At 70.7% G+C, this 20,886-nt stretch carries 11 protein-coding genes; 8 read left to right on the forward strand and 3 right to left on the reverse strand.

The features are described 5' to 3' along the window. Window positions 1-196 precede the first annotated feature (196 nt). Window positions 197-1,777, forward strand: a complete 1,581-nt coding sequence (locus tag WMF39_RS22495) for an endo alpha-1,4 polygalactosaminidase (protein WP_437747507.1) — start codon at window positions 197-199, stop codon at window positions 1,775-1,777. A 76-nt stretch (window positions 1,778-1,853) separates the two neighbouring features. On the opposite strand, the gene WMF39_RS22500 is transcribed toward WMF39_RS22495, so the two are convergent. Continuing rightward, on the reverse strand, window positions 1,854-6,797 hold the full coding sequence (locus WMF39_RS22500; protein WP_437747508.1) for an MG2 domain-containing protein: 4,944 nt from the start codon (window positions 6,795-6,797) through the stop codon (window positions 1,854-1,856). A gap of 423 nt (window positions 6,798-7,220) precedes the next feature. Here WMF39_RS22500 and WMF39_RS22505 point away from each other — a divergent pair, with 423 nt between their 5' ends. From WMF39_RS22505 to WMF39_RS22530, 6 genes are all read left to right on the forward strand, one after another. Next, complete coding sequence (locus tag WMF39_RS22505; RefSeq protein ID WP_437747509.1) at window positions 7,221-8,018, forward strand: hypothetical protein; 798 nt, start codon at window positions 7,221-7,223, stop codon at window positions 8,016-8,018. Window positions 8,019-8,371: 353 nt separating this feature from the next. Beyond that, on the forward strand, window positions 8,372-9,316 hold the full coding sequence (locus WMF39_RS22510) for a bifunctional methylenetetrahydrofolate dehydrogenase/methenyltetrahydrofolate cyclohydrolase (protein WP_437747510.1): 945 nt from the start codon (window positions 8,372-8,374) through the stop codon (window positions 9,314-9,316). Between the two features lie 81 nt (window positions 9,317-9,397). Then, the gene (locus tag WMF39_RS22515) at window positions 9,398-10,261 is read left to right on the forward strand and encodes a substrate binding domain-containing protein (RefSeq protein WP_437747511.1); all 864 of its coding nucleotides are present in this window, start codon (window positions 9,398-9,400) and stop codon (window positions 10,259-10,261) included. A gap of 67 nt (window positions 10,262-10,328) precedes the next feature. Continuing rightward, entirely contained in the window at window positions 10,329-11,612 is a 1,284-nt protein-coding gene (locus WMF39_RS22520) for an AAA family ATPase (protein ID WP_437747512.1), read from the forward strand. Continuing rightward, complete coding sequence (locus WMF39_RS22525; protein ID WP_437747513.1) at window positions 11,609-12,577, forward strand: hypothetical protein; 969 nt, start codon at window positions 11,609-11,611, stop codon at window positions 12,575-12,577. The genes WMF39_RS22520 and WMF39_RS22525 overlap by 4 nt, the downstream gene beginning before the upstream one ends. A gap of 4 nt (window positions 12,578-12,581) precedes the next feature. Further along, window positions 12,582-14,204, forward strand: a complete 1,623-nt coding sequence (locus WMF39_RS22530) for a DUF262 domain-containing protein (RefSeq protein ID WP_437747514.1) — start codon at window positions 12,582-12,584, stop codon at window positions 14,202-14,204. 24 nt (window positions 14,205-14,228) lie between these two features. Here WMF39_RS22530 and WMF39_RS22535 read toward each other — a convergent pair whose 3' ends face one another. After that, window positions 14,229-15,779 (reverse strand): serine/threonine-protein kinase, encoded by a 1,551-nt coding sequence (locus WMF39_RS22535; RefSeq protein ID WP_437747515.1) that lies wholly within the window; start codon window positions 15,777-15,779, stop codon window positions 14,229-14,231. Between the two features lie 175 nt (window positions 15,780-15,954). Beyond that, window positions 15,955-16,776, reverse strand: a complete 822-nt coding sequence (locus WMF39_RS22540; protein ID WP_437747516.1) for a hypothetical protein — start codon at window positions 16,774-16,776, stop codon at window positions 15,955-15,957. Window positions 16,777-17,030: 254 nt separating this feature from the next. Here WMF39_RS22540 and WMF39_RS22545 point away from each other — a divergent pair, with 254 nt between their 5' ends. Next, complete coding sequence (locus tag WMF39_RS22545) at window positions 17,031-20,705, forward strand: hydantoinase B/oxoprolinase family protein (protein ID WP_437747517.1); 3,675 nt, start codon at window positions 17,031-17,033, stop codon at window positions 20,703-20,705. Window positions 20,706-20,886: the final 181 nt, after the last annotated feature.

Below are 20,886 nucleotides of genomic sequence, written 5' to 3' on the forward strand. Positions count from 1 at the left end.
CGGAAGACGCGGATCGCGCGCTGGTCCCCGCCTTGCAGTGCCTCTGCGGCGCGCACGGACCAGCGCCTCTCTGGCGCGCGGAGACGCTGCGGGAGCCGCGATCGCCGGGAGCCATCGCGGGGACCGGAGCGCCTGGAGGCGCGTCGCGCCGACGTGCGCCTGGCTTCACGAACGACCAACACGACAGGAGACGAGCATGACTTATCCCATTCGACCGGCGTCCTCTCTCGCGATCTGCGGCGCCCTGCGCCATGCCCTCGTGAGCCTGGCCGCGACGCTCGCCGCCGTCGGGTGCGGCGCGGATCCGGGCTCCGACGCGGAGATCGCCTCGGCGGCGAGCGGCGACGCGGTCACCGGCGCCCTCACGATGACCTGCTCCAGGCTGACGGTGAGCCGGGGCAGCATCGGCGCCGGACAGACGGCCGCCGCGCTCGCGACGGCGGATCTCACGGGCGAGCAGGACGTGTGGAAGAAGTACGTGGAGTTCGCGCCCGGCACCAGCGCGACGTGCGAGTACGCGCTCCCCTCGGGCACCTCGGCGGCGCGGCTCGCGTCCCTCGCGCTGGGCGTGAATTACCGCGGCCCCGCGAGATCGGCCATGCGCTGGACCTTCGAGGCGTGGGACGCGGCCGCCCGCGCCTGGGTCCCTGTCGGCGACAACACGTTCGCGCGCAACTGGTCCTGGACGAGCGCGAGCCTGAGCCTGCCGGGATCGCTCGGGCGGTTCGTGGCGGGCGGTACCCTCAAGATCCGGTACGCGACGAGCAGCTCCGCCGACAGCTCGATGCTCGACAAGCTCGTCCTCACGGGCACGACCAGCGACGGCTCCAATGGCGCCGGCGGCACCGGCGGCGCTGGCGGCACCGGCGGCACCGGCGGCACCGGCGGCACCGGCGGCGCTGGCGGCACCGGCGGCACCGGAGGCACCGGCGGCGCTGGCGGCACCGGCGGCACCGGCGGCGCTGGCGGCACCGGCGGCGCCGGCGGCTCCACCGGCACCGGCGGCACCGGCGGCACCAGCGGCTCCGGCACCGGCGGCTCCACCGGTACCGGCGGCTCCACCGGCACTGGCGTCTGGGTCCCCGCGCCGGGGACGACGTGGCAATGGCAGCTCACGGGCACCATCGACACCAGCCTCGATGTCGCCATGTACGATATCGATCTCTTCGACGCCCCGCAGGCGAAGATCGACACGCTGCGCGCGGCCGGGAAGAAGGTGATCTGCTACTTCAGCGCAGGGAGCAGCGAGGACTGGCGCGACGACGCGTCGAAGTTCCCCGCCGCGGCGCTCGGCAACCCGCTCGACGGCTGGCCGGGCGAGCGGTGGCTCGACACCCGCAACGCCGGCGTGCGCGACGTCATGAAGGCTCGGCTGGATCTGGCGGTGCAGAGGCGCTGCGACGGCGTGGAGCCCGACAACGTCGACGGCTACACCAACAGCCCCGGCTTCCCGCTGACGGCGGCGACGCAGCTCGATTACAACCGCTTCCTCGCCGCCGAGGCGCACGCGCGCGGGCTGTCCATCGGGCTGAAGAACGATCTCGATCAGGTGAAAGACCTGGTGGGGAGCTTCGACTGGGCCCTGAACGAGGAGTGCCACGAATACGACGAGTGCGACATGCTCACCCCGTTCATCCGCGCCGGCAAGGCGGTGTTCCACGCGGAGTACGTCGACGCCTCGAAGGCGAACGCCGTCTGCGCCGCCACGAAGCCGCTCGGGCTCTCGACCTTGATCAAGAAGCTCGACCTCGACGCCTGGCGCGTCGCCTGCCCCTGATCCACGCGCAAGCGCCCCGCCGGCGCAGGGGCGCTGGCCGCGCATCCGCGGTCAGCGCCCTCGCCCGCTCGGCCCTTCACTCCCCCGCCACCTCGAAGGTCTGCGCTCCGGAGAAGCTCTGCTGTTCCGGCTGGTAGTACGGGTGCGCCTCGGCGCCGCCGTCCTCCGCCCTGACAGGCATGGTCGCTTGCAGCCGGTAAGCGAAGGTGGCCGCGCGGCCCGCAGGGATCTCCTTCACATAGAGGATCAGCTGCTTGCCCGTGATCTCGAACTTCGAGAGCTGGCCCGCCAAGATGTACTCCTGGAGATCCTCGGTCAGGAGCTGGAAGCCGGGCGGCAGCCCCACGGTCACGAGGACCATGCTCTGCACCGAGTCCGTCTTGTTCTGGACGCTCAGCGACGCCGTCACGATGTCGTCCACGTACAGCTGAGTCTTGTCGTACGTCACGCTGACCGCGAGCGGGCCTCCCGCGTCGTTCGGGACCGCGCTCCACGGCAGGTTGTGGCGGCTCACCAGGTTGTAGCTGAGCTTCCCCTCCCCCGAGAACGAGAGCGTGACGTCGTGCGCGCCCGCGGTCGCGAGGTGCGTGAGATCGACCGTCGTCATGACGTCGGCCTGGTCCGCGCGCAGGGGGACCGTGCCCGCCGCCGCGCCGTCGACCGCGACGGTCACCGTCCCCGTGGCGCCCTCCGTCCCCTTGCTCGCGGCGAGGAGCAGGGTGCGCAGGCTCCAGATCGTCGCCTGGGTGGAGCCGAAGTTGCCGTTCGGGTCCTTCGACTGGGTCAGGAACTTCACGCCGCCGTCGGCGCTCGGCCGGTGGGCGCCCGCGGAGAGCAGCGCGTGGGCCGCGAGCGCGGTGGTCGTGACCCTGGCGTCGTTCCCGGACTCGTAGAACGAGGTCTGCGTGCCGCCGTCATCCCAGTAAAATGCGTCTCCTTCCGCGGTCTTGCGCTGGTCCAGCGCGTCGAGCACGCTGTCGGTCAGCGCGCCGGAGGGGTCGGCCACGGCGAGCGCGTTGGCCGCGATCGCCAGCGTGTACAGGTCGTCGGTCGCCGGCTTCAGCGAGCGGCCCAGGTAGGCGAGCCCCGTCCCGATCTCGGGCCCCGTGTACCCCGCGCTCGCGAGCGCCCAGAGCACGAAGGCGCTGTTGCGGAGCGTGCCCGTGTGGAAGCTGAAGAACTCGGTCTGGTCGCCTTCCCACGTGCCGTCCGCCTTCTGCTGCCCGGCGAGCCAGTTGACGGTCCGGGCGAGCATCGCCTCGTCCACGGTGTGGACCTTGATCATGTCGGCGAACTCCATGACGCCGAACGCGGTGACCGACAGGTACGGATGCCCGTCCTGCTCGCCGAACCACGAGAAGCCGCCGCCCGAGTGCTCGAACGTGAGCAATCGCTGGTACCCGGCCGAGATCAGCGACTCGGCCTTCATCTGGATCTCCGGGGTGATCTGGCCTGTCTGCTTCATGTACTGCGTGACGAGCACGTTGGGCCAGGTCGTCGAGGTGGTCTGCTCGAAGCAGCCATTCGGGACCTGGAGCATGCTGTCCATGCCGCTCACGACCTGCGACAGGAACGCGGGGTAGATCTCGAGATAGAGCTGGTTCGAGCCGGGGACAGCGTCCGCGGGGAACGACAGCGCGTGTTCGGCGCTGCCCGACGCGAGCATGCCAGACTCGCTCTCCGCGAAGGGCTTCCCGTCCGGGACCACGCGCACGGTGCGGGCCACCGCGTCGGCGCCCGCGCTGCCCCGCGCGGTGACGGTGAGCGAGTTGACGCCCACCGTGTTCACCTTCACCGGGAACCGGACGCCGCGCACCTCGCCCGCCGCGAGGGACACCGTCGTCGACGTCGCGCCGAGCGGGGTGTACCAGCTCCCCGGCTCGAGGCTGAGATCGACCGTCTGCTCCGTCTCCAGGTAGTTGTAGACGGCGATCGGGAACTCGACCTCATCGCCGCGCGTGAGCGTCGCCGGGAAGCTCACGTCGACGAAGAAGTCCTGGAACACCTTGAAGCCGCTCTGGATGCCGCCGAGCTTGCCGTCCGTGGAGTTCGCCAGCGCCGAGAGCCGCCACTCGGTGATGCTGTCCGCGAGCGGGATGCTCAGGGTGGCCGTGCCGTCGGGGCTCGTGATCACGCTCGGGTTGACGTAGAGGGTCTCCGGGAACTCGCGCCGGACGCGCGGCCCGCCCCCGTTGTCGCCGCCAGGCTCCGCGGTGGGATCCCCGGCCGAGCCGCCGCCCGCGCCGGTCCCGGCCCCGGTTCCGCTCGCGGCGCCATTGGCCCAGCCGCCGTCCGCGTCGGGGATGCCCCCTTCATTCCACTCTTGCGGGGGCACCGGGATCCCGAGATCGCCGAACGTGAACGCGAACGTCGCGTCGTCCTGGCTCTGCGCCACCTCGTCGGGCCCCGACGATTGCAGCGTGAGCCCGCTCCAGCTGGAGGCCACCCGGTACGCGTTGCCCCACACGTCGAAGCCGCGCAGGCGCTCGGCGACCCGGCTCCCGAGCAGCTCGACGTACACGCCCTGCCCGTTGCAGCTGAACTGGGTGCTGTCGCAGCCGAGCGCCTTCAGCTCCTGCGCGGCGGCCGCGGTCGCGTCCGCGAGCCAGGGCTTCAGCACGCCCTTCTGGCGCTCGTTGAACTGAGCGAGCTCCTCCGGCACCTTCGCCAGCACGGCGGGCCACGTGCGCGCCTGGAGGCCGGTGAGCGACGTGCCCGCGAGCGCGGCGAGCGAGGCCTGGGTCTTCACCTGCGCGGCCTCGGCCTGCTCGGGGTCCTCGCTCGCGGTCGCGTTGAACAGCAGGTCCTGGAGGTTCGCCGCGGGGCCGTGGATCTCGTAGCTCGGCTTCGCGAACTCGTCCTCCAGCTCGAAGTAGGTGCGGAGCAGCCCGGGCTGGGCGTCGACCAGCGCGAAGACGGCCTGATCGACCACCTGGACGCCGAGCGCGGCGACCTTCGGGTTCCCCGCGTCGTCCTTGACCGACAGCCGCAGCGTCGCCGTCTCCCCCGGCGCATACAGGGGCTTGTCGGCCTCGACCTCGACGCTCAGCGCGGAGTCGCCCCGCGCGAACACGGTGCGGCCGGAGCGGACCAGATTGCCATCGTCGTCGACCAGGTAGGCCTCGACCCGGTTGCTGCCGAGCAGGCCGGCGTCGACGGGCATGCTGAAATGGGCGCGCCCGCCCTCGAGCTCGAGAGAGCGCATGTCGACGGCCTGACCGTCGTTCAGCCAGTCGACGTAGACGCTGCCGGCCTCCTCGCTGGACTCGATGGTGACCTCGACCGTCTCGCCGGTCTCGTAGACGGCCCGATCGGTGCGCACGAGCAGGTGCTCGCCGCCCGTCTGCGTGCCGAACGAGAACTTCCGCGTGACCGCCCGCTCCCCCACCGTCGCCCGCACCTCGAACGCGCCGTCCGCCGTGGCGACCGGCGGGGTGAAGCTCACCACGGCCTGGCCGAAGGCGTCGGTGCGCGCGGTGAGCTGCGTGCGGTCCGGCGCTGTGATGACCGCCTCCGTGTCGGGGAGCGGCGCCCCGAGCGGGTCGGTGACGAAGAGAAGAAGGGTGTTGGGGATCCCCGGGACGAGCTCGCGCGCCTCGGGCACGAGCACGATCGAGGCCGCGTCGGCGGCGACCTTGACCGGGATCGCCTTCGTGACCTCCTGCCCCGCCGTGTCCGCGACGGTGACGGTGAGCGTCACGGCCGCGTCGCCCTGCTCCAGCGGCAGGCCCGCGAGGCTCGGCGGAAGCGTCAGGCTGAACCCGTAATGGCCCTCGGCGTCGAGCTCGCCGACGATGCGCTGGAATGTCGTCTGACCGACGTCCAGCGACGCCGCCTCGATGGTCACGCTGCCGCCGGCGACGTTCTTGCCGAAGAAATAGCGCGCGTCGATGGTGCCGGTCAGCGTGTCGCCGGCGGTGTACCACGGCCTGTCGGTCCTCACGGCGACCTCGAACTTGGGCAGCGCGTACTGCCCCACGGTCACGACCTTCTCCGTCGTGGTCTCGCCGCTCACGAGGCGCACCTTGAACTCGCCGGTGTTCACGATGGAGCCGATCCGGAACGTCGTCGCGGCGACGCCGTAGGCGTCGGTCTCGATGGGCTTCTTGAAGATCTTGTTGCCCTTGCCGTCCTCCACCTCGAACGTGATCGCCTCGCGGACGAGCGGCGCGTTGTTCCCCCGCTCGAGCGCGAGCGCGCGCAGGTGGATCGTCTGGCCGGGCTTGTAGAGCGGCTTGTCGGTGGTGAGGAGCAGCTTCGGGCCGGGGCCCTCGACGGTGATGTTCGCGGTGAGGGCCGCGTTGACGCCGAAGCCGAGCGCCTGCGCGGAGACGGGGTGCGCGCCGAGCGCGCCGGGCTCCACCTCGAACACCGCGGCGCCGAGCGCGTCGGTCGTCCCGCGGAGCGGTCGCGCCCCCTCGCCCACCGCCAGCTCGACGTCCACGTTGGGCACCGGCTGATGGGAGAAAGCGTCGGTCGCGCGCACGCGGTAGCTCGCGGTGCGCCCGCGCACCACGCGCGCAGGCCCCTCGAGCTGCACGTCGTAGGGCGGGATGACGCGCAGGAGGCTCCGCGTGACGAGCAGCCCCTCCTCCGACCCGTCGTCGACGCGGACGAGGTACCGCGCGAGGCGCGGCTGCGCGCTCACGGCCGGCGCCGGAAGGCGCGCCTCCGCGGTCGTCGCCGTCCCGCCCGCGATCTCCAGGTCGACCTCGGTCGTGCCTTGTTCCCTGTCCGCGTCGAGATCGACGAGCGTGACGCGCAGGTGGCCGCTCGTCGCGCCGGCGGTCAGGTTGCGCACCGGGATCTGGAGGCGCAGATCGCTCCCGTCGATCACGCCCAGCAGCCTCGCTTCGTCGACCTCGAGCGTGCCGTTCCGCGGTTGATCCGGGCGACCAAGCGTCGTTGGCGGGGCCTCATCGGAGGAGCACCCCGCCGCGAACGCGCTCGCCAGCGCCAGCGCGGCGAGCAGGTGGGGAGAGCTCCAGCGTCGGCGGAGAGCATCGAAGCGTACACGCATAAGTCCAAATCCTCCCGAGCGGCGCTGGCACATCCCCAGCGGCCGGCGCGTAGGTTGCATCCGCCGTACCAAGATGAACCACCGCCATCGAGCAGCAAATCCGCGGGAATAGGCGCGGACCGCGCGCGGAATATGCGCCACCTTGTGCCAAGGTTCTGGCCCATCCGCGCCTCCACCGCGTGCGGGTATCCGTTCACATGGGGAATCGCGACGCCTCTGTGACTCGATGGCTCGATGGCTCGATGGCTCGATGAGCCGAGGACCGCCGACCCCCCCGCGATGGCGAGGCCGCGCGGCGTGCCCGGCCCATGGGATGGGGTCGACCGGTCACGAGGGTCCGCGCCGTGCTCCCCTGGACATCGGGATCCGACCGTCTCAGGTTCTCGCCCGAGCGCAAGGCGTTTCGCCGCCGAGGAGGGGATCATGCAGATCGACTTCGAGATGCCCGTGATGGCCGACGGCGGCCTCGATGCGGGCGTGCTCGACCGCGTCCTGGTCGACCGGGAGCGGGGCGTGCTGACCCACGTGGTGCTCCGTTCTCCGCTGGCGAGCGAGGAGCTGCTGATCTCGATGGATCTCGTGCAGGGCACGGCGGACGGGCAGCTCCGCTTACGGCCCGGCCGGGACGAGCTCCTGGCGCTGCCTCGGTACTACGAAGGGCGGACGACGGCGCAGCCGCCGGGGCGCGTCGACACCTCGCTCGTGCCGCAGCCGCCCGAGCGGAGGCAGGAGCTGGAGGAGGCGCTCGGGGTCACGGACGATACGGTCGAGCTCGGCCCCGACACGCGGGTGATGACCGCCGACGAGGCCGAGGCGCAGCTCGTGGGCATCGGCGCGAACGATCCCGGAAACGACATCTCGCGGATCCGCGTGCGCGGCCCCGCGGGCGCCGAGGCCGACTTCCCCGCATCCTGGATCGACGTGATGCGCGAGGACGTGGTGGCGCTGAAGGTGACCCGGGACGATATCTTGCGCTCTCGTCCGGCGCCCAGACGCCGGGACGGAAACCTCGCGAGCCTCGAGGGGCTCTCGGGCATGGGCGGACGCGACGGCGACACGCCCGAGGAGGTGTTCGGAGCGAATTTCGTCGATGAGCTGCGCGGCAAGGGCGGTATGCTCCTCCGCGTGCCCGGCGCCGGCAGCCCCGCCGAGGCCGAGAGCAACCGCGTGGCGGCGCCCGTGGTGGAGGCGGGCCCGGAGCGGCGGTCCTCCTCGCGATGAGCTCGTGAGCCAGGCACGGCCGCTCTCCGGAGGGCTGGAGTCTCCGCCCCCTGCCCGCTCTCCTCCTCAGGCCCCGTAGGAACCATGGTTAGGATGGGGCACATCGCGCGTCCAGCGCGGCGCGATACCGCCCTGCCGGGAACTCCATGCCACGAAGCGCCCGAGTCACCGATCGCGCATCGCGCCGGCGGGAAGCGGGAAGCAGAAGGAACCAGAAGGAACCAGAAGGAACCAGAAGGGAACAGAAGGAATCAGAAGGAACCAGAGCGGGAGTAGGAGCAGGCAGAGTCGAGCGTGTTGCCCCGCCGGAAACTTGACACCGATGCTCGCGCGTGCTCGTCTCCGCCCCCAGGATGGACCCTCACCACATTCCGCCGAGCCCGGGCACGCGCACGGCCAGCGTCCTCGATCCGACCGCGGTGGCGGAGACGTTCCGCAGCGAGATCCGGGCGGAGCTCGCGGCGCTGCCCGAGCCGCTGGTCCTGGTCGGTGTGCTCGCGGCGGATCACGGGCCGTCGTACACGTACGCGGAGTACACGCGCAAGGCGTGCGAGGACGTGGGGGTCCGCTTCGAGATCCGCCACGCGACGCGGCTCGACGCCGAGGATGCCATCCGCGCGGCGAACGAGGACGCGCGCGTGCATGGGATGATGGTGTATTACCCGATCTTCGGCACGGAGCAGGACGTGTACTTGCGGGACAGCGTCGATCCCGCGAAGGACATCGAGGGGCTCCACACGTTCTGGGCACGTTGCCTGTACCAGAACCAGCGCTTCCTGGACGAGGCGAAGACAAGGAAGGCGATCCTGCCGTGCACGCCGCTGGCCATCCTCAAGCTGGTCGAGGCGGCCGGCTTCTTCGGCGAGGGGGAGCGGCCGCTCGAGGGCCGGCGCGTGTGCATCTTCAACCGGAGCGAGGTCGTCGGGAGGCCGCTCGCGAGCATGATGGCGCACGACGGAGCCCACGTGACCTCGTTCGACATCGATGGTCCGTTGCTCTTCGTGCCCAGCTCCTCGGGCGACATGCACGAGGTGCGCGAGACGACCGTTGACCGGGCGACCGCGCTGCGGCAGGCCGACATCGTGGTCACCGGCGTGCCTTCGCGGAGCTTCCCGGTCGTGCAGGGCGCCGAGATCCGCGCGGGCGCCCTCTGCATCAACTTCTCCACCTTCAAGAACTTCAGCGACGATATCCAGAGCAAGGCGAGCGTGTTCGTGCCCCGCGTCGGCCCCATGACGGTGACGATGGCGATCCGAAACAGCCTGCGGCTCTACAAGAACACCCACCCGGGCGGGTGAGCTCGGCTCGCGCGGCGCATTGACGCGCGGCGCCGACATCGCCTGTCCTCGCCGGCGTCAGCCTCCGGTCCAGGCCCGCGCGTGCTCGCGCGTCCAGGCCTCGAAGGGGATCGGTCTCCGCCCCGTCACGCGTTCGACGGTGTCGGTCTGCACGGCGCCATTGCCCGCGCGGATGCGCTCGATGAGCTCGCCGCCGACGTCGACGACGCGGACCGGGCCGTGACGCAGATGCAGGACGGGCCGCGCGGGCTCCTGCGGATCACGGCGCCGCTGCACTTCGGGTGGATCGGCGGCGTGGTCGCGGAGCACCTGCGCGGTCACCCCGAGGCGAGCGTAGAGGTGGTCTGCACGGATCGTATCGTCGACCTCGTCGCGGAGGGGTTCGACGCCGCGCTGCGGCTCGGCGCGCCCAGCGACACCTCGCTGGTCGCACGCCGCCTCGGGGCCCTGCCGCGCTACCTCGTGGCGGCCCCCGCATACATCGCGAGCCGCGGCGCCCCGCGCGCGCCGTCGGATCTCGCGGGGCACGACGTCCTGGTGTCCACTGGGGCGCGCGCGGTGGGGCCGCCCGGCGCGCGGTGGGTGCTCCACCGTGGCGCGCGGCGCGCGGAGGTGCGCGCGACGCCGCGGGCGACGGCGAACGACCTCGAGGTGCTCCACCGGATCGTGCTCGCGGGCGTGGGCATCGGGATGCTGCCCCGCGAGGGGCGCCTCTCGCGCGTGCTCGACGGGTGGAGCCCGGCCGACGTGCCGCTCCACGCCGTCTATCCCGGCACGCGACACCTGTCGCCGAAGGTCAAGGTGTTCCTCGACCTCGTGCGTGAGCGCATGAGCCCCGCGCTGCGCGACCGGGGCAGGGAGATACGGGCGAACGAGGCGCAGATGGACGACGGCTCGCCTGAAAGTCACAAGCGCGCTCAGAACGGCCGCCGACCCGGCGCTTGATGCGTCGTCTGCGCATGGGATGCCCCGTCGCGACGACCAAGGCGCTAGGCCGTGGTAGGGTCGCGCGATGGCACTCTCCGCCGTGAGCGTCGATAATTTCCGCGCCTTCGCTCGTCCTACCACCCTGGACATCCGGCCGTTGACCCTTGTCTTCGGCTACAACAGCCGCGGCAAGAGCTCCCTCGTCCGCGCGCTGCCGCTCCTCGCCGACTCCACCCGGCGCGACGCCGCCGGTCCGCTCGATACGCGGAGCGAGGCCGTTCGGGGAGCAACGTTCGTCGAGCTCAAGAGCGCGTACGGCCGCTCTGCAACCGTAGGCTTCGGCCTGTCCTGGGACGATGACGCGAGCGAGGTGGCGCGGCTCGAGGTGCGCATCTTGGGTGGTGGATTCCAGGCGATCGAGTGGGTCGAGCGCCTCGAAGCGTACAGCCGCAACGGAGCACGATTGCTGCAGCTCCTCCTTAAGGATGAGGTCAAATCCCTGTACGAGGTGACTGGCGCCGCGTGGGGCGAGCTGGAAGTTCCGTTCGCGTTCCAAGGGCTCGTGCCAGCGCTCGCCGAGGGTGCGCAGCTGCTTCCGGAGCAGGCCGCCGCTGCCCTGCGTGGCGTGCGCGAGCGGCTCCTAAGTCTGACCGGCAGCATCCACTGGCTCTCCGCAGTACGAACGGTACCGCCGCGCCGGAGCGAGTTCCGCGGCAAACCTCCAAGGATCCGCGAGGACGGCTCGGGAGCGGCAGAGCAACTCGCGTATGCAAATTCCCGAGATCGAGCTGTGGTCGATGAGGTGCGGGCCTTTTACCGGAAGGCCACGAGCCACGATCTCAACGTCGAGGAGGTCGCGATCGGGGCGGTGCCCGGCTTCACCTTGACCCTCTCGTCGCTGGAAGGGCCGGATTTCAGGGTGAACCTCATCGACACGGGAGAGGGGATGGCGCAGGTGCTGCCGGTCGCCGTCCTCGGCGCCCTCGCGAAGCACGGTCGGCTCGACGGAAGCCCGACCGTCGTGGTCGAACACCCGGAGTTGCACCTCCATCCGCGAGCCCACGAGGAGGTAGCGTGGTTCTTGACGCAAGTTGTCGCGTCGAGCAATGCGCGGTTCATCGTGGAGACCCACTCCGAGAATTTCCTCTCTCGCGTGCAGCTCTCCGTGCTCCGTGGAGAGATCGACCCGAAGCACGTGATCGTACACTGGGTGTGGCAACACGAGGCGGGGTCGTCCGTGGAGTCCATCGAGCTCGACGCGGACGCGCGTTTCATCGGCGACAAGTGGCCGCCTGGCGTCTTCTCCGAGGACACGTTGCTCGCGCGGCAGATCCTGGCCGAACGTCGCAAGCGGGCCGGTGCTTCGTGAAGGTGGTCATCGACGATGCCGTGTTTACCGGTCCGAGCTTCGTCATGGACATGCTGCTGCTCTTCCAACTCGCACTTGAGCGGAGGCACCGGATCATTGTCGACGAGGCGGGGACAGGTTACACCACATGGCTCGCTGGGCTTGGACGTGACGCGCAGGAAGAGTGTCGTTTGGCGCTCGAGGAGAGCGCCGAGGCGGAGGCGCGCGAGCCCGCGCGGCGTGAGATCCGGGTAGTCTGCAGCGGAACGGACTGGGACGGCGCTCCACCGACGGTGACGCTGGCCGAGGCGACGCGCCTGCTTCGTCGCCCGTTTCGGGTGCTCGTGGAGAACCGCGGGAACGATTTCCGGTTCCTCCTGACGATGGCGAACGATGCACAGCGCGCCGAGCTGGAGGAACGGCAGAAGCAGGAGTGGCTGGCCATAGAGCATGGCGGCGGCATTACGGAGATGGAGGGCTCCGTACAGGAGTGGAAGCGCGATCCCATCAAGCGGCTCACGTTGTGGGTGCTGTTCGATAGCGACGCACGCCGCGCGGGTCAGCCCAGTTATCAGGCCCGAAGGCTCAGCGCGGCCTGCGGCCGGCGCGTTCCGCATCATATGCTGAAGCGCCGCGCAATCGAGAATTACGTGACGCGGAATGCGCTCGAGGAGTGGGGCGAGGCGAAGGACATGCAGGAGCGGGTCGAGGCCTTCTACGCCATGCCAACGCAAGACCATCGGTCGTTCTTCAACATGAAGCACGGTCTCCGGAAAGACGCGCGCAGCGCCGACGGCATAGCCGAGGATCTCTACGGCGTGGAGGCGCTCGACGTTGAGCTGCGACGTCGGCTCGATCTAGGCTTCGGTCCCAGGCTGCGCGACGTCTTCGGAGATGGGCGCGTCCGGACTGCGGACCTCATCGCCGATGGGACCTTCGCCGAGGTGAACGGCGCGATCACCGAGCTGCTCGCATGGATGAGGTAGCGTCATGGGTAACCCTTCTTACGTCGCCGATCCGTACGTCACCTCGCTGACCCAACTCCTGGAGGACATCCGGCAAGGTTTCCTGCTTGTGCCGCGGTTCCAGCGGCCTTTCCTGTGGCACGTCGACCGGCAGATCGAGCTGCTTCGCAGCATCCGCGACGGCCTCCCGATAGGCTCGATCATGGTCTGGCGCACCCGGACCCAAGAGCTCCCTTCCTACGAGCACATCGGGCGCCATCGGATCGAACGGCCCAAGCTCGGTCCTGGTTCGACGCGGCAGTATGTGCTCGACGGGTTCCAGCGCCTGTCGACGCTCTACAGCGCGCTTCATCAGGAGGATGCGCCTGCCGACGATGAAGATGCAGAAGCGGGATTCTACCTCGATCTGGACACGATGGACTTCTGTACGGAACCGCAGGAAGGCACGCCCGCGAAGAGATGGCTGCCCATGGGTATCCTGCTCCAGCGTATGGATCTGATGAGGTGGGAACGCGAGCTCCCCGAGGAGCGCTGGATCGAGAATGCCGAAGCAGTGTTCAACGCGTTCGACCGGTGCAAAATCCCTGTGATTCCACTGGTAACCGAGGATCTGGCTGTCGCGGCGCAGGCGTTCGAGCGCATCAATACGCAGGGTGTGCCGGTCGGCAGGCTCCACGTCGCGCACGCGCTGAGCTGGTCGCCAGATTTCGATCTCCTGGAGCGGGTGCACACGCTGAAAGAAGAGATCCTCGCACCGATCGGCTGGGGCGAGATCGAGGACGATATCCTCCTCGACACCTGCGCGCTGACGCTGGGCGTCGACTTGTACGAGAAGAACATGGCGAGGGCGATCGCGAGCAAGCTTCGGTCGCAGCCAGATACGTTGAAAGTGGCGGTTCGATCGCTCGAGATGGCCGCGGAGTTCTTGCATACACAAGGGCTATCTTCACCAGCCCTGGTCCCCTATGGCCGTCAGATCGTCCTCCTCGCGGCGTCCTTGAACCCTCTGCACCACTGGCACCGGGATATCGACCAGCTGCTTGCGGCCTGGCTGTGGCTCACAACGTACGCGGAGCTCTTCGCCGGTATCAGCGGCGGTCGGCTGCAGCGCGTGCATGAGGCGCTTCAGGAGACGGCGCGCACCGGCATCCTCGTCTGGCCAGGTTGGAAACCTTTCAGCCGCCGGCCGCTGCCAGCGCGCTTCGATTTCCGCTCTGCGCGAGGGAAAGCGCTGGCCGTGCGCCTGGCAGAGGTGAGCCCACAGCAATCCGGCGGAGAGAAGGTGCCATGGCCCGGGCGGACGAGCGCCGAGCGCCTGGGCGATAGCCTGCTCCAGGGCGCACCCCGCCAGCGCCTCTCGGCAAGCCGCTTCGCCTGTGCCGGCAATCGCTTCCTGGTCCCCCCCGAAGACGCAGCTGCGTTCCGGTCGAGATTGCTTACCCTCCCGACAGCGCTGGCGCCCGCGGAGCGGGAGCGCCGGCGTGACTGGCTGCGAAGCCACGTGGTGAGCGACGCCGCGTGCGCCTCTCTCGATTCGGACAACCTCGAGGCGTTCGTCGCGCAGCGCGAAGCCGATCTGAACCGGCTGGAGGAGGAGTTCGTGGCCAGGCATCTGGAGTTGCTGAACCAGGGGGCACCTTCGCAGTAGATGACGCCAGCTTCGAGAAGTCGGTCACATATGATCGGTGGGATCGTCAGGAGCGGTCCTGGGCCTGACGGGCTGCGGCGGCCCTTTTCTGACGGAAGGCGAAGGCGGCGGGGCCGCGGATGCGCTCGTCGCGGCGGCGGGAGCTGAAGGCGCGCTCGGGGCGGCGGGGGCGCTGTGAGAGGGCGACGGCGAAGGCTCCGGTGACGCGGTAGACGGCGCGGCTGCGGACAGCGCGGACGCGGCGGCAGGCGAGGCCGCCGCTTCGGGCCGCGACGTCGGTTCGCCGTCCGGCGCGGCGGCGCGAAGGACCGCATAGGTGACGAGCCCCAGGGTGAGCGCGCCAGCGCCCAAGGCCAGCGAGATCCTGGCGCGGCGACCGTCGGCGTTCGTCGGGGCGAGGGTATTTCCGGCCGACGTCAACGTACTGATGGACCCCTGGAGCGCCGGCGCAGCGCCCTCCGAGGCGCCACGGCTCGGAGAGCCGTGGAAGGGGGGCCCTGCTTCGTTTCGCAGCGTGGGCAAGGACGCGCTGGAGACGGCGCCCATCGTGCCGGGGCTCGGTCCCATCATTCCAGGGCTCGCCGCATCTGGACGCGCCCCTATCGCATCTGGATGCCCCCCTATCGCATCTGGGCTCGCGGCCATCGTGCCGCCGCGGACGACGAGCAGCGGCGACGCCCCCTCCGCGGGAACCGACGGCTGGAGAGGTCGGGGCTCCGACCCCGCCGCGGAGGCCGCCGCGCCGAACGCCTCGGCGAGCTCGCTCGCGCCCTGGAACCGATGCGCCGGGTCGCGCGCGAGCGCCCGCGAGAAGAACCCATCCACTGCGGGCCCGAGCTCCGGCACGACGCTGGATGCGAGGGGGACGTCCTCCGTGCAGATCGCCACGAACACCTCGCCGATCTCCTCACCCGGGAACGGGAGACGGCCGGTGAGGCATCGATACGCGATCACGCCGACGGACCAGAGATCGCTGCGCCAGTCGAGGGTCTTGCTGCGGCGCACCTGCTCGGGGCTCATGTAGTAGGGCGAGCCGACGAGCGTGCCTGTCTTCGTCTCGTTGCCGGCCAGCAGCGTGCCCTGGGCCTTGGCGATCCCGAAGTCGAGGACCTTCACGAGCTCGTCCTCGTCCTGCCGCGAGAGAAAGAGGTTCGCGGGCTTGAGGTCGCGGTGGACGATCCCCATCTCGTGAGCGCGGCGCAGGGCCTTGCACACCTGCGTGACGATGCCGAGCGTGGCCGCCGTGGAGAGGCGCCCCTCCCGCGCGAGCCGCGTCTCGAGATCCTCGCCGTCGAGGAGCTCCATCACGAGGAAAGGCGTATCGCCCTCGAGCCCGTAATCGTGCACGTGCACGACGTTCGGTAGCTTGAGCTGCGCCGCGGCCCTCGCCTCGCGCTCGAAGCGCGCCCGCGCGGTGGACGAGGCAGCGTACTCGGGCGCCATGAGCTTGACCGCGACCGTGGCGTCGAGCTGGAGGTGCCGGGCCACCCAGATCGACCCCATCCCGCCCCGCGCGAGCATGCGCTCGAGGCGGTATCTTCCGGCGACGACGCTGCCTTCTGCGAGCGAATTCATGAGCCTCGGCCTCTCGCTGGGAACGCGCACCCGAGAGGCTCAGGGTCGAGCAGCCGGGGCGCCTCGCGCCCAACGAAGCAAACGAACGAGCCCACCGCAACAGGATCCGACCCGGACCGCGCGCCGCGTCCTCGCACCTCGACCGGATCGCCGCGCTCGCGGCGCCGCGCGCCGCCTACTTGCGCCTCGGCCGTGCCGCCGAGCTCGCGGCGTCGCGCGCCGCCGCCGCGGGGGCGCCTCGCCCGGCGGCCTGCGGCGCGCGGAGATCGCTCGCGCGCGCCCGCCGCGCGGGAGGGCTGCCCTGCGACGTCAGCGCCTCCAGGGCGGTGCGCAGCTCGCCGCGCACGTGCGGGCCGAGGAGCTTCTCCGCCATGGCGCTCAGGCGTCCCGCGAACGCGGCCATGATGCAGCCCGCGCGCTGGTCGTCGCGCTCCGGGGCCCCCGAGCGCCGGTAGTGCCGCGCGTAGTCGCCCGTGATCGCCCCGAGATCGCCGCCGACGTGGACCGCCTGCCGCATGAAGAGCCGCGCCGCGCGCTCGTTGGTGATCGACGGCATCTGCACCAGGGTCAGGGCCACCTCGGTCCTGCCCACGGCGAGCAGCATGGAGACCACCCGCTGGCGCGCGAGCTCGACGAGCCTCGGCGCGAGGGTGTGCTCGTCGAAGACGTGGACGTTCGCCGGCACGAGCGCTTGGCCTTCCGTGCCGAGCTCGCTCAGGAACGCGTTCAGCACCGGCGAGCGCGTCGGCGCGGCGTTCACGTACTCCCGCGCGCCGCCCGCGTTCGACCTCCCGCCCGGCGGCGACGGGAGCGGGCCAGCGGCAGGCTTGGCGCGCGGCCCGGGCTGCGCCGAGCGCCCTCGCCGTGCCCGCTCGAAGTGCCGCTCCGCCCTCCCCGCGCGCTCGTTCTCCGCGGCAGCGTCCGTCGCGCCGAGCAGCGCGGCGAGCCCCGCCGCGTGGGCGGCGGTGACGTGCGGAGGAGGTTGCTTGCTGGACATTCGAGCAGATTGTCTCGTTCGAGGGCTGGTCGAGCGCTTATCACGCCGCACGAACGGTTGTACAGCGCTGAACGCCGGTTCCGGACGGGCGCACGGGGCCATGGGTGGTGGCCTGATTTGCACCGGAGTGAATCCCATGAAGGCGAGAAGACTGTAAAATCATTGAGCTTTTCTTCCAGCCTTCCCGCCTTCATGTTCCATCGGGCCACCACCCGGAGCGCGGCGGAGGAGGCGGCCGGCAAGGAGTGGGTTCCATGACCTCGACCTCGCACAAGTGGCAGTTCTGGATCGATCGCGGAGGCACGTTCACGGACGTCGTGGCCCGGCGGCCCGACGGCTCGCTCACCACCGCCAAGCTCCTGTCGGAGAACCCCGAGCAGTACGCCGACGCGGCGGTCGAGGGGATCCGCCGCCTGCTCGGCCTCGCGCCCGGTCAGGTCATCTCTGCCGCCGAGGTCGAGTGCGTGAAGATGGGCACCACGGTCGCCACGAACGCGCTGCTCGAGCGCAAGGGGGACCGCACCGTGCTGGTCACCACGCGCGGCTTCCGCGACGCGCTGCGCATCGGGTACCAGAACCGCCCTCGCCTGTTCGATCGCCATATCGCGCTGCACGATCTGCTCTACGAGCGCGTGGTCGAAGCGCGCGAGCGCGTCGGCGCGCGCGGCGAGGTGGCCGAGCCGCTCGACGGCGAGGCGCTGCGCGGCCCGCTCTCGGAGGCGTTCGAGGCCGGGATCCGCGCCTGCGCGATCGTCTTCATGCACGGCTACAGGTTCACCGCGCACGAGCGGCGGGCGGCCGAGATCGCGCGCGAGGTCGGGTTCACCCAGGTCTCCGCGTCACACGAGGTGAGCCCGCTGATGAAGCTCGTCTCGCGCGGCGACACCACGGTGGTCGACGCGTACCTGTCGCCCATCCTGCGCCGCTACGTCGAGCAGGTGGCCAGCCAGATGCCCGGCGTGCCGCTCTACTTCATGCAGTCGAGCGGCGGGCTGACGCTGGCCGGCCGCTTCCAGGGCAAGGACGCGATCCTGAGCGGCCCGGCAGGCGGCATCGTCGGCATGGTGCGCACCGCGCTCGCGGGCGGGCACGAGAAGGTGATCGGCTTCGACATGGGCGGCACCTCGACCGACGTGTCGCACTACGCCGGCGAGCTCGAGCGCGCCTTCGAGACGCAGGTGGCCGGCGTCCGGATGCGCGCGCCGATGATGAGCATCCACACCGTGGCCGCGGGGGGCGGCTCGCTCCTCGGCTTCGACGGCGCGCGGCTGCGCGTGGGGCCGGAGTCGGCCGGCGCGAACCCGGGACCGGCGTGCTACCGCCGCGGCGGGCGGCTGGCCGTCACCGACGCGAACGTGATGCTCGGGAAGATCCAGCCGGAGTTCTTCCCGCACGTGTTCGGCCCGGGCGCCGACGCGCCCCTCGACCGCGAGGTCGTCGAGCAGCGCTTCCGGGCCATGGCGGCCGACGTGCAGCGCGACACGTCGCGCCCGATCACGCCCGAGCAGCTGGCCGAGGGCTTCCTGCAGATCGCCGTCGCGAACATGGCCAACGCGGTGAAGAAGATCTCGGTGGCGCGCGGGCACGACGTCACCCAGTACACCCTGCAATGCTTCGGCGGCGCCGGCGGCCAGCACGCGTGCGCCGTGGCCGACGCGCTCGGCATGCGCCGCGTCTTCGTCCACCCGCTCGCGGGGGTCCTGTCGGCCTACGGCATGGGCCTCTCGGACCAGAGCGCGATCCGCGAGGCGGCCGTGGAGCGGCGGCTCGACGAGGCAGGGCTCTCCGCGGCGCGCGAGGCGCTCGCGCGCATCGGCAGCGACGCGGAGGCCGAGCTCGCGGCGCAAGGGTTCTCGCCGGAGCGGGTGCGGCTCGTCCGGCGCGTCCACGTGCGCTACGAGGGCACCGACACCGCCCTCGTCGTGCCCGACGGCAGCGCGGAGGCGATCCGCGCCGCCTTCGACGCGGCCTACCGCAGGCGGTTCGCCTTCCTGATGCCGGACAAGGCGCTCGTCCTGGAGAGCGTCTCCGTGGAGGCGATCGGGCCGGGCGAGGCCGCCGAGGAGCGGCCCGCGGAGGCGCGCCCGCACCGCCCCGAGGCGGACGCCCGGGCGCGGATGTACGCCGAGGGGGCGTTCCACGACGCGGCGCTGTACCGGCGCGAGCGGCTCGGGCGCGGCGCGGTGATCGACGGGCCGGCCATCGTGGCCGAGGCCAACGCGACGACCGTGGTCGAGCCGGGCTGGCGTGCCGAGATCACCGCGCTCGGCCACATGGTGCTCACCCGGGTGGCGCCGCGCCCGGAGCGGCGCGCGGTGGGCACCGAGGTCGACCCGGTGATGCTCGAGGTGTTCAACAACCTGTTCATGAACATCGCCGAGCAGATGGGCCTGCGGCTCCAGAACACCGCCCACTCGGTCAACATCAAGGAGCGGCTCGACTTCTCGTGCGCGCTGTTCGACGCGGAGGGCAGCCTGATCGCGAACGCGCCGCACATGCCGGTGCACCTCGGCTCGATGGGTGAGTCGATCAAGACCGTGATCGCGCGGAACCCGGGGATGAAGCCGGGGGACGTCTACGCGCTCAACGATCCGTACCGCGGCGGCACCCACCTGCCGGACGTGACGGTGGTCACGCCGGTGTGGGACGAGGCGGGCGCTCGCGTGCTGTTCTACGTAGCGTCGCGCGGCCATCACGCGGACATCGGCGGCATCACGCCGGGCTCGATGCCGCCGTTCTCCAGGACGATCGAGGAGGAGGGCGTCCTCCTCGACAACGTGAAGCTGGTCGAGGCCGGGCGGCTCCGCGAGGCGGAGATCCTTGCGTTGCTCGGCCTGGGGCCGTACCCGGCGCGCAACGTGCAGCAGAACCTGGCCGACCTGCGCGCGCAGATCGCGGCGAACGAGAAGGGCGCGCAGGAGCTCGCCGCGATGGTGGCGCAGTTCGGCCTCCCGACGGTGCAGGCCTACATGAAGCACGTGCAGGACAACGCCGAGGAGAGCGTGCGCCTCGCGATCGCGCGGCTCGACCCGGCGCTCCTCCACGACGGGCGCTTCTCGCTGCCGCTCGACAACGGCGCGACGATCGAGGTGGCCATCCGGATCGACCGCGAGCGCCGCGCCGCGGTCGTGGACTTCACCGGCACGTCCGGGCAGATGGAGAACAACTTCAACGCGCCCCGCGCTGTGACGATGGCCGCGGTGCTCTACGTCTTCCGCACGCTCGTGGACGACGACATCCCGCTCAACGCGGGCTGCCTGAAGCCGATCGAGGTCGTCATCCCCGAGGGCTCGATGCTGAGCCCGCGCCCGCCGGCCGCGGTGGTGGCGGGCAACGTCGAGGTGTCGACCTGCGTCACGAACGCGCTGTACGGGGCGCTCGGCGTGCTCGCGAGCAGCCAGCCGACGATGAACAACTTCACGTTCGGCAACGAGCGGCTCCAGTACTACGAGACGATCTCGGGCGGCTCGGGGGCGGGCATCGAGCTCGGGGGGAGCGGCGCGGGCGGCGCGGGTGGCACGCGCGCCGAGCGCGGCTTCGCAGGCACGAGCGTCGTGCAGACGCACATGACGAACTCGCGCCTGACGGATCCGGAGGTGCTGGAGCACCGCTTCCCGGTGCGGCTGGATCGCTACGAGATCCGCGAGGGCTCCGGCGGGGCCGGGCGCTTTCCGGGCGGGAACGGCGGCACGCGCGCCGTGCGCTTCCTGGAGCCGATGACGGCGTCGATCCTGTCGAACGGGCGCTCGACGACCGCGTTCGGCCTGGCGGGCGGGCAGGCGGGCGCGCCCGGGCGCAACCTGGTCGTGCGCGCGGACGGCTCGGTCGAGGTGCTCGGGCACATCGGATCGGTCCAGATGGGGAGCGGCGATGTGTTCGTGATCGAGACGCCGGGGGGCGGCGGATACGGAGCGCCGGTGCCCGCGTGAGGGCGCGTTCCTGAAGCATCCCCTCGAATTTTTCGGGAAGATTCACAGGGAGGCGGGGAGACGGGGAGTAAAATCCCACGATCTTCCCGTGAATCTTCCCAGTTAAAAATGCCAATAGAATGAGGGGATCTGTCAGGCGCGTTCCGCTGATATAGCAGGCGTCCTGCTCCCCTACCCGCTC

This window comes from Sorangium sp. So ce1504, from assembly GCF_051521635.1.
GTDB lineage: Bacteria > Myxococcota_A > Polyangia > Polyangiales > Polyangiaceae > Sorangium > Sorangium cellulosum_B.

Bases quoted from the DNA above. Each gene is read 5' to 3' on its own strand.
- WMF39_RS22535 (WP_437747515.1), bottom strand. From the start codon at position 15,779: ATGAATTCGCTCGCAGAAGGCAGCGTCGTCGCCGGAAGATACCGCCTC.
- WMF39_RS22510 (WP_437747510.1), top strand. From the start codon at position 8,372: ATGGACCCTCACCACATTCCGCCGAGCCCGGGCACGCGCACGGCCAGC.
- WMF39_RS22530 (WP_437747514.1), top strand. From the start codon at position 12,582: ATGGGTAACCCTTCTTACGTCGCCGATCCGTACGTCACCTCGCTGACC.
- WMF39_RS22545 (WP_437747517.1), top strand. From the start codon at position 17,031: ATGACCTCGACCTCGCACAAGTGGCAGTTCTGGATCGATCGCGGAGGC.
- WMF39_RS22540 (WP_437747516.1), bottom strand. From the start codon at position 16,776: ATGTCCAGCAAGCAACCTCCTCCGCACGTCACCGCCGCCCACGCGGCG.
- WMF39_RS22505 (WP_437747509.1), top strand. From the start codon at position 7,221: ATGCAGATCGACTTCGAGATGCCCGTGATGGCCGACGGCGGCCTCGAT.
- WMF39_RS22495 (WP_437747507.1), top strand. From the start codon at position 197: ATGACTTATCCCATTCGACCGGCGTCCTCTCTCGCGATCTGCGGCGCC.
- WMF39_RS22500 (WP_437747508.1), bottom strand. From the start codon at position 6,797: ATGCGTGTACGCTTCGATGCTCTCCGCCGACGCTGGAGCTCTCCCCAC.
- WMF39_RS22520 (WP_437747512.1), top strand. From the start codon at position 10,329: ATGGCACTCTCCGCCGTGAGCGTCGATAATTTCCGCGCCTTCGCTCGT.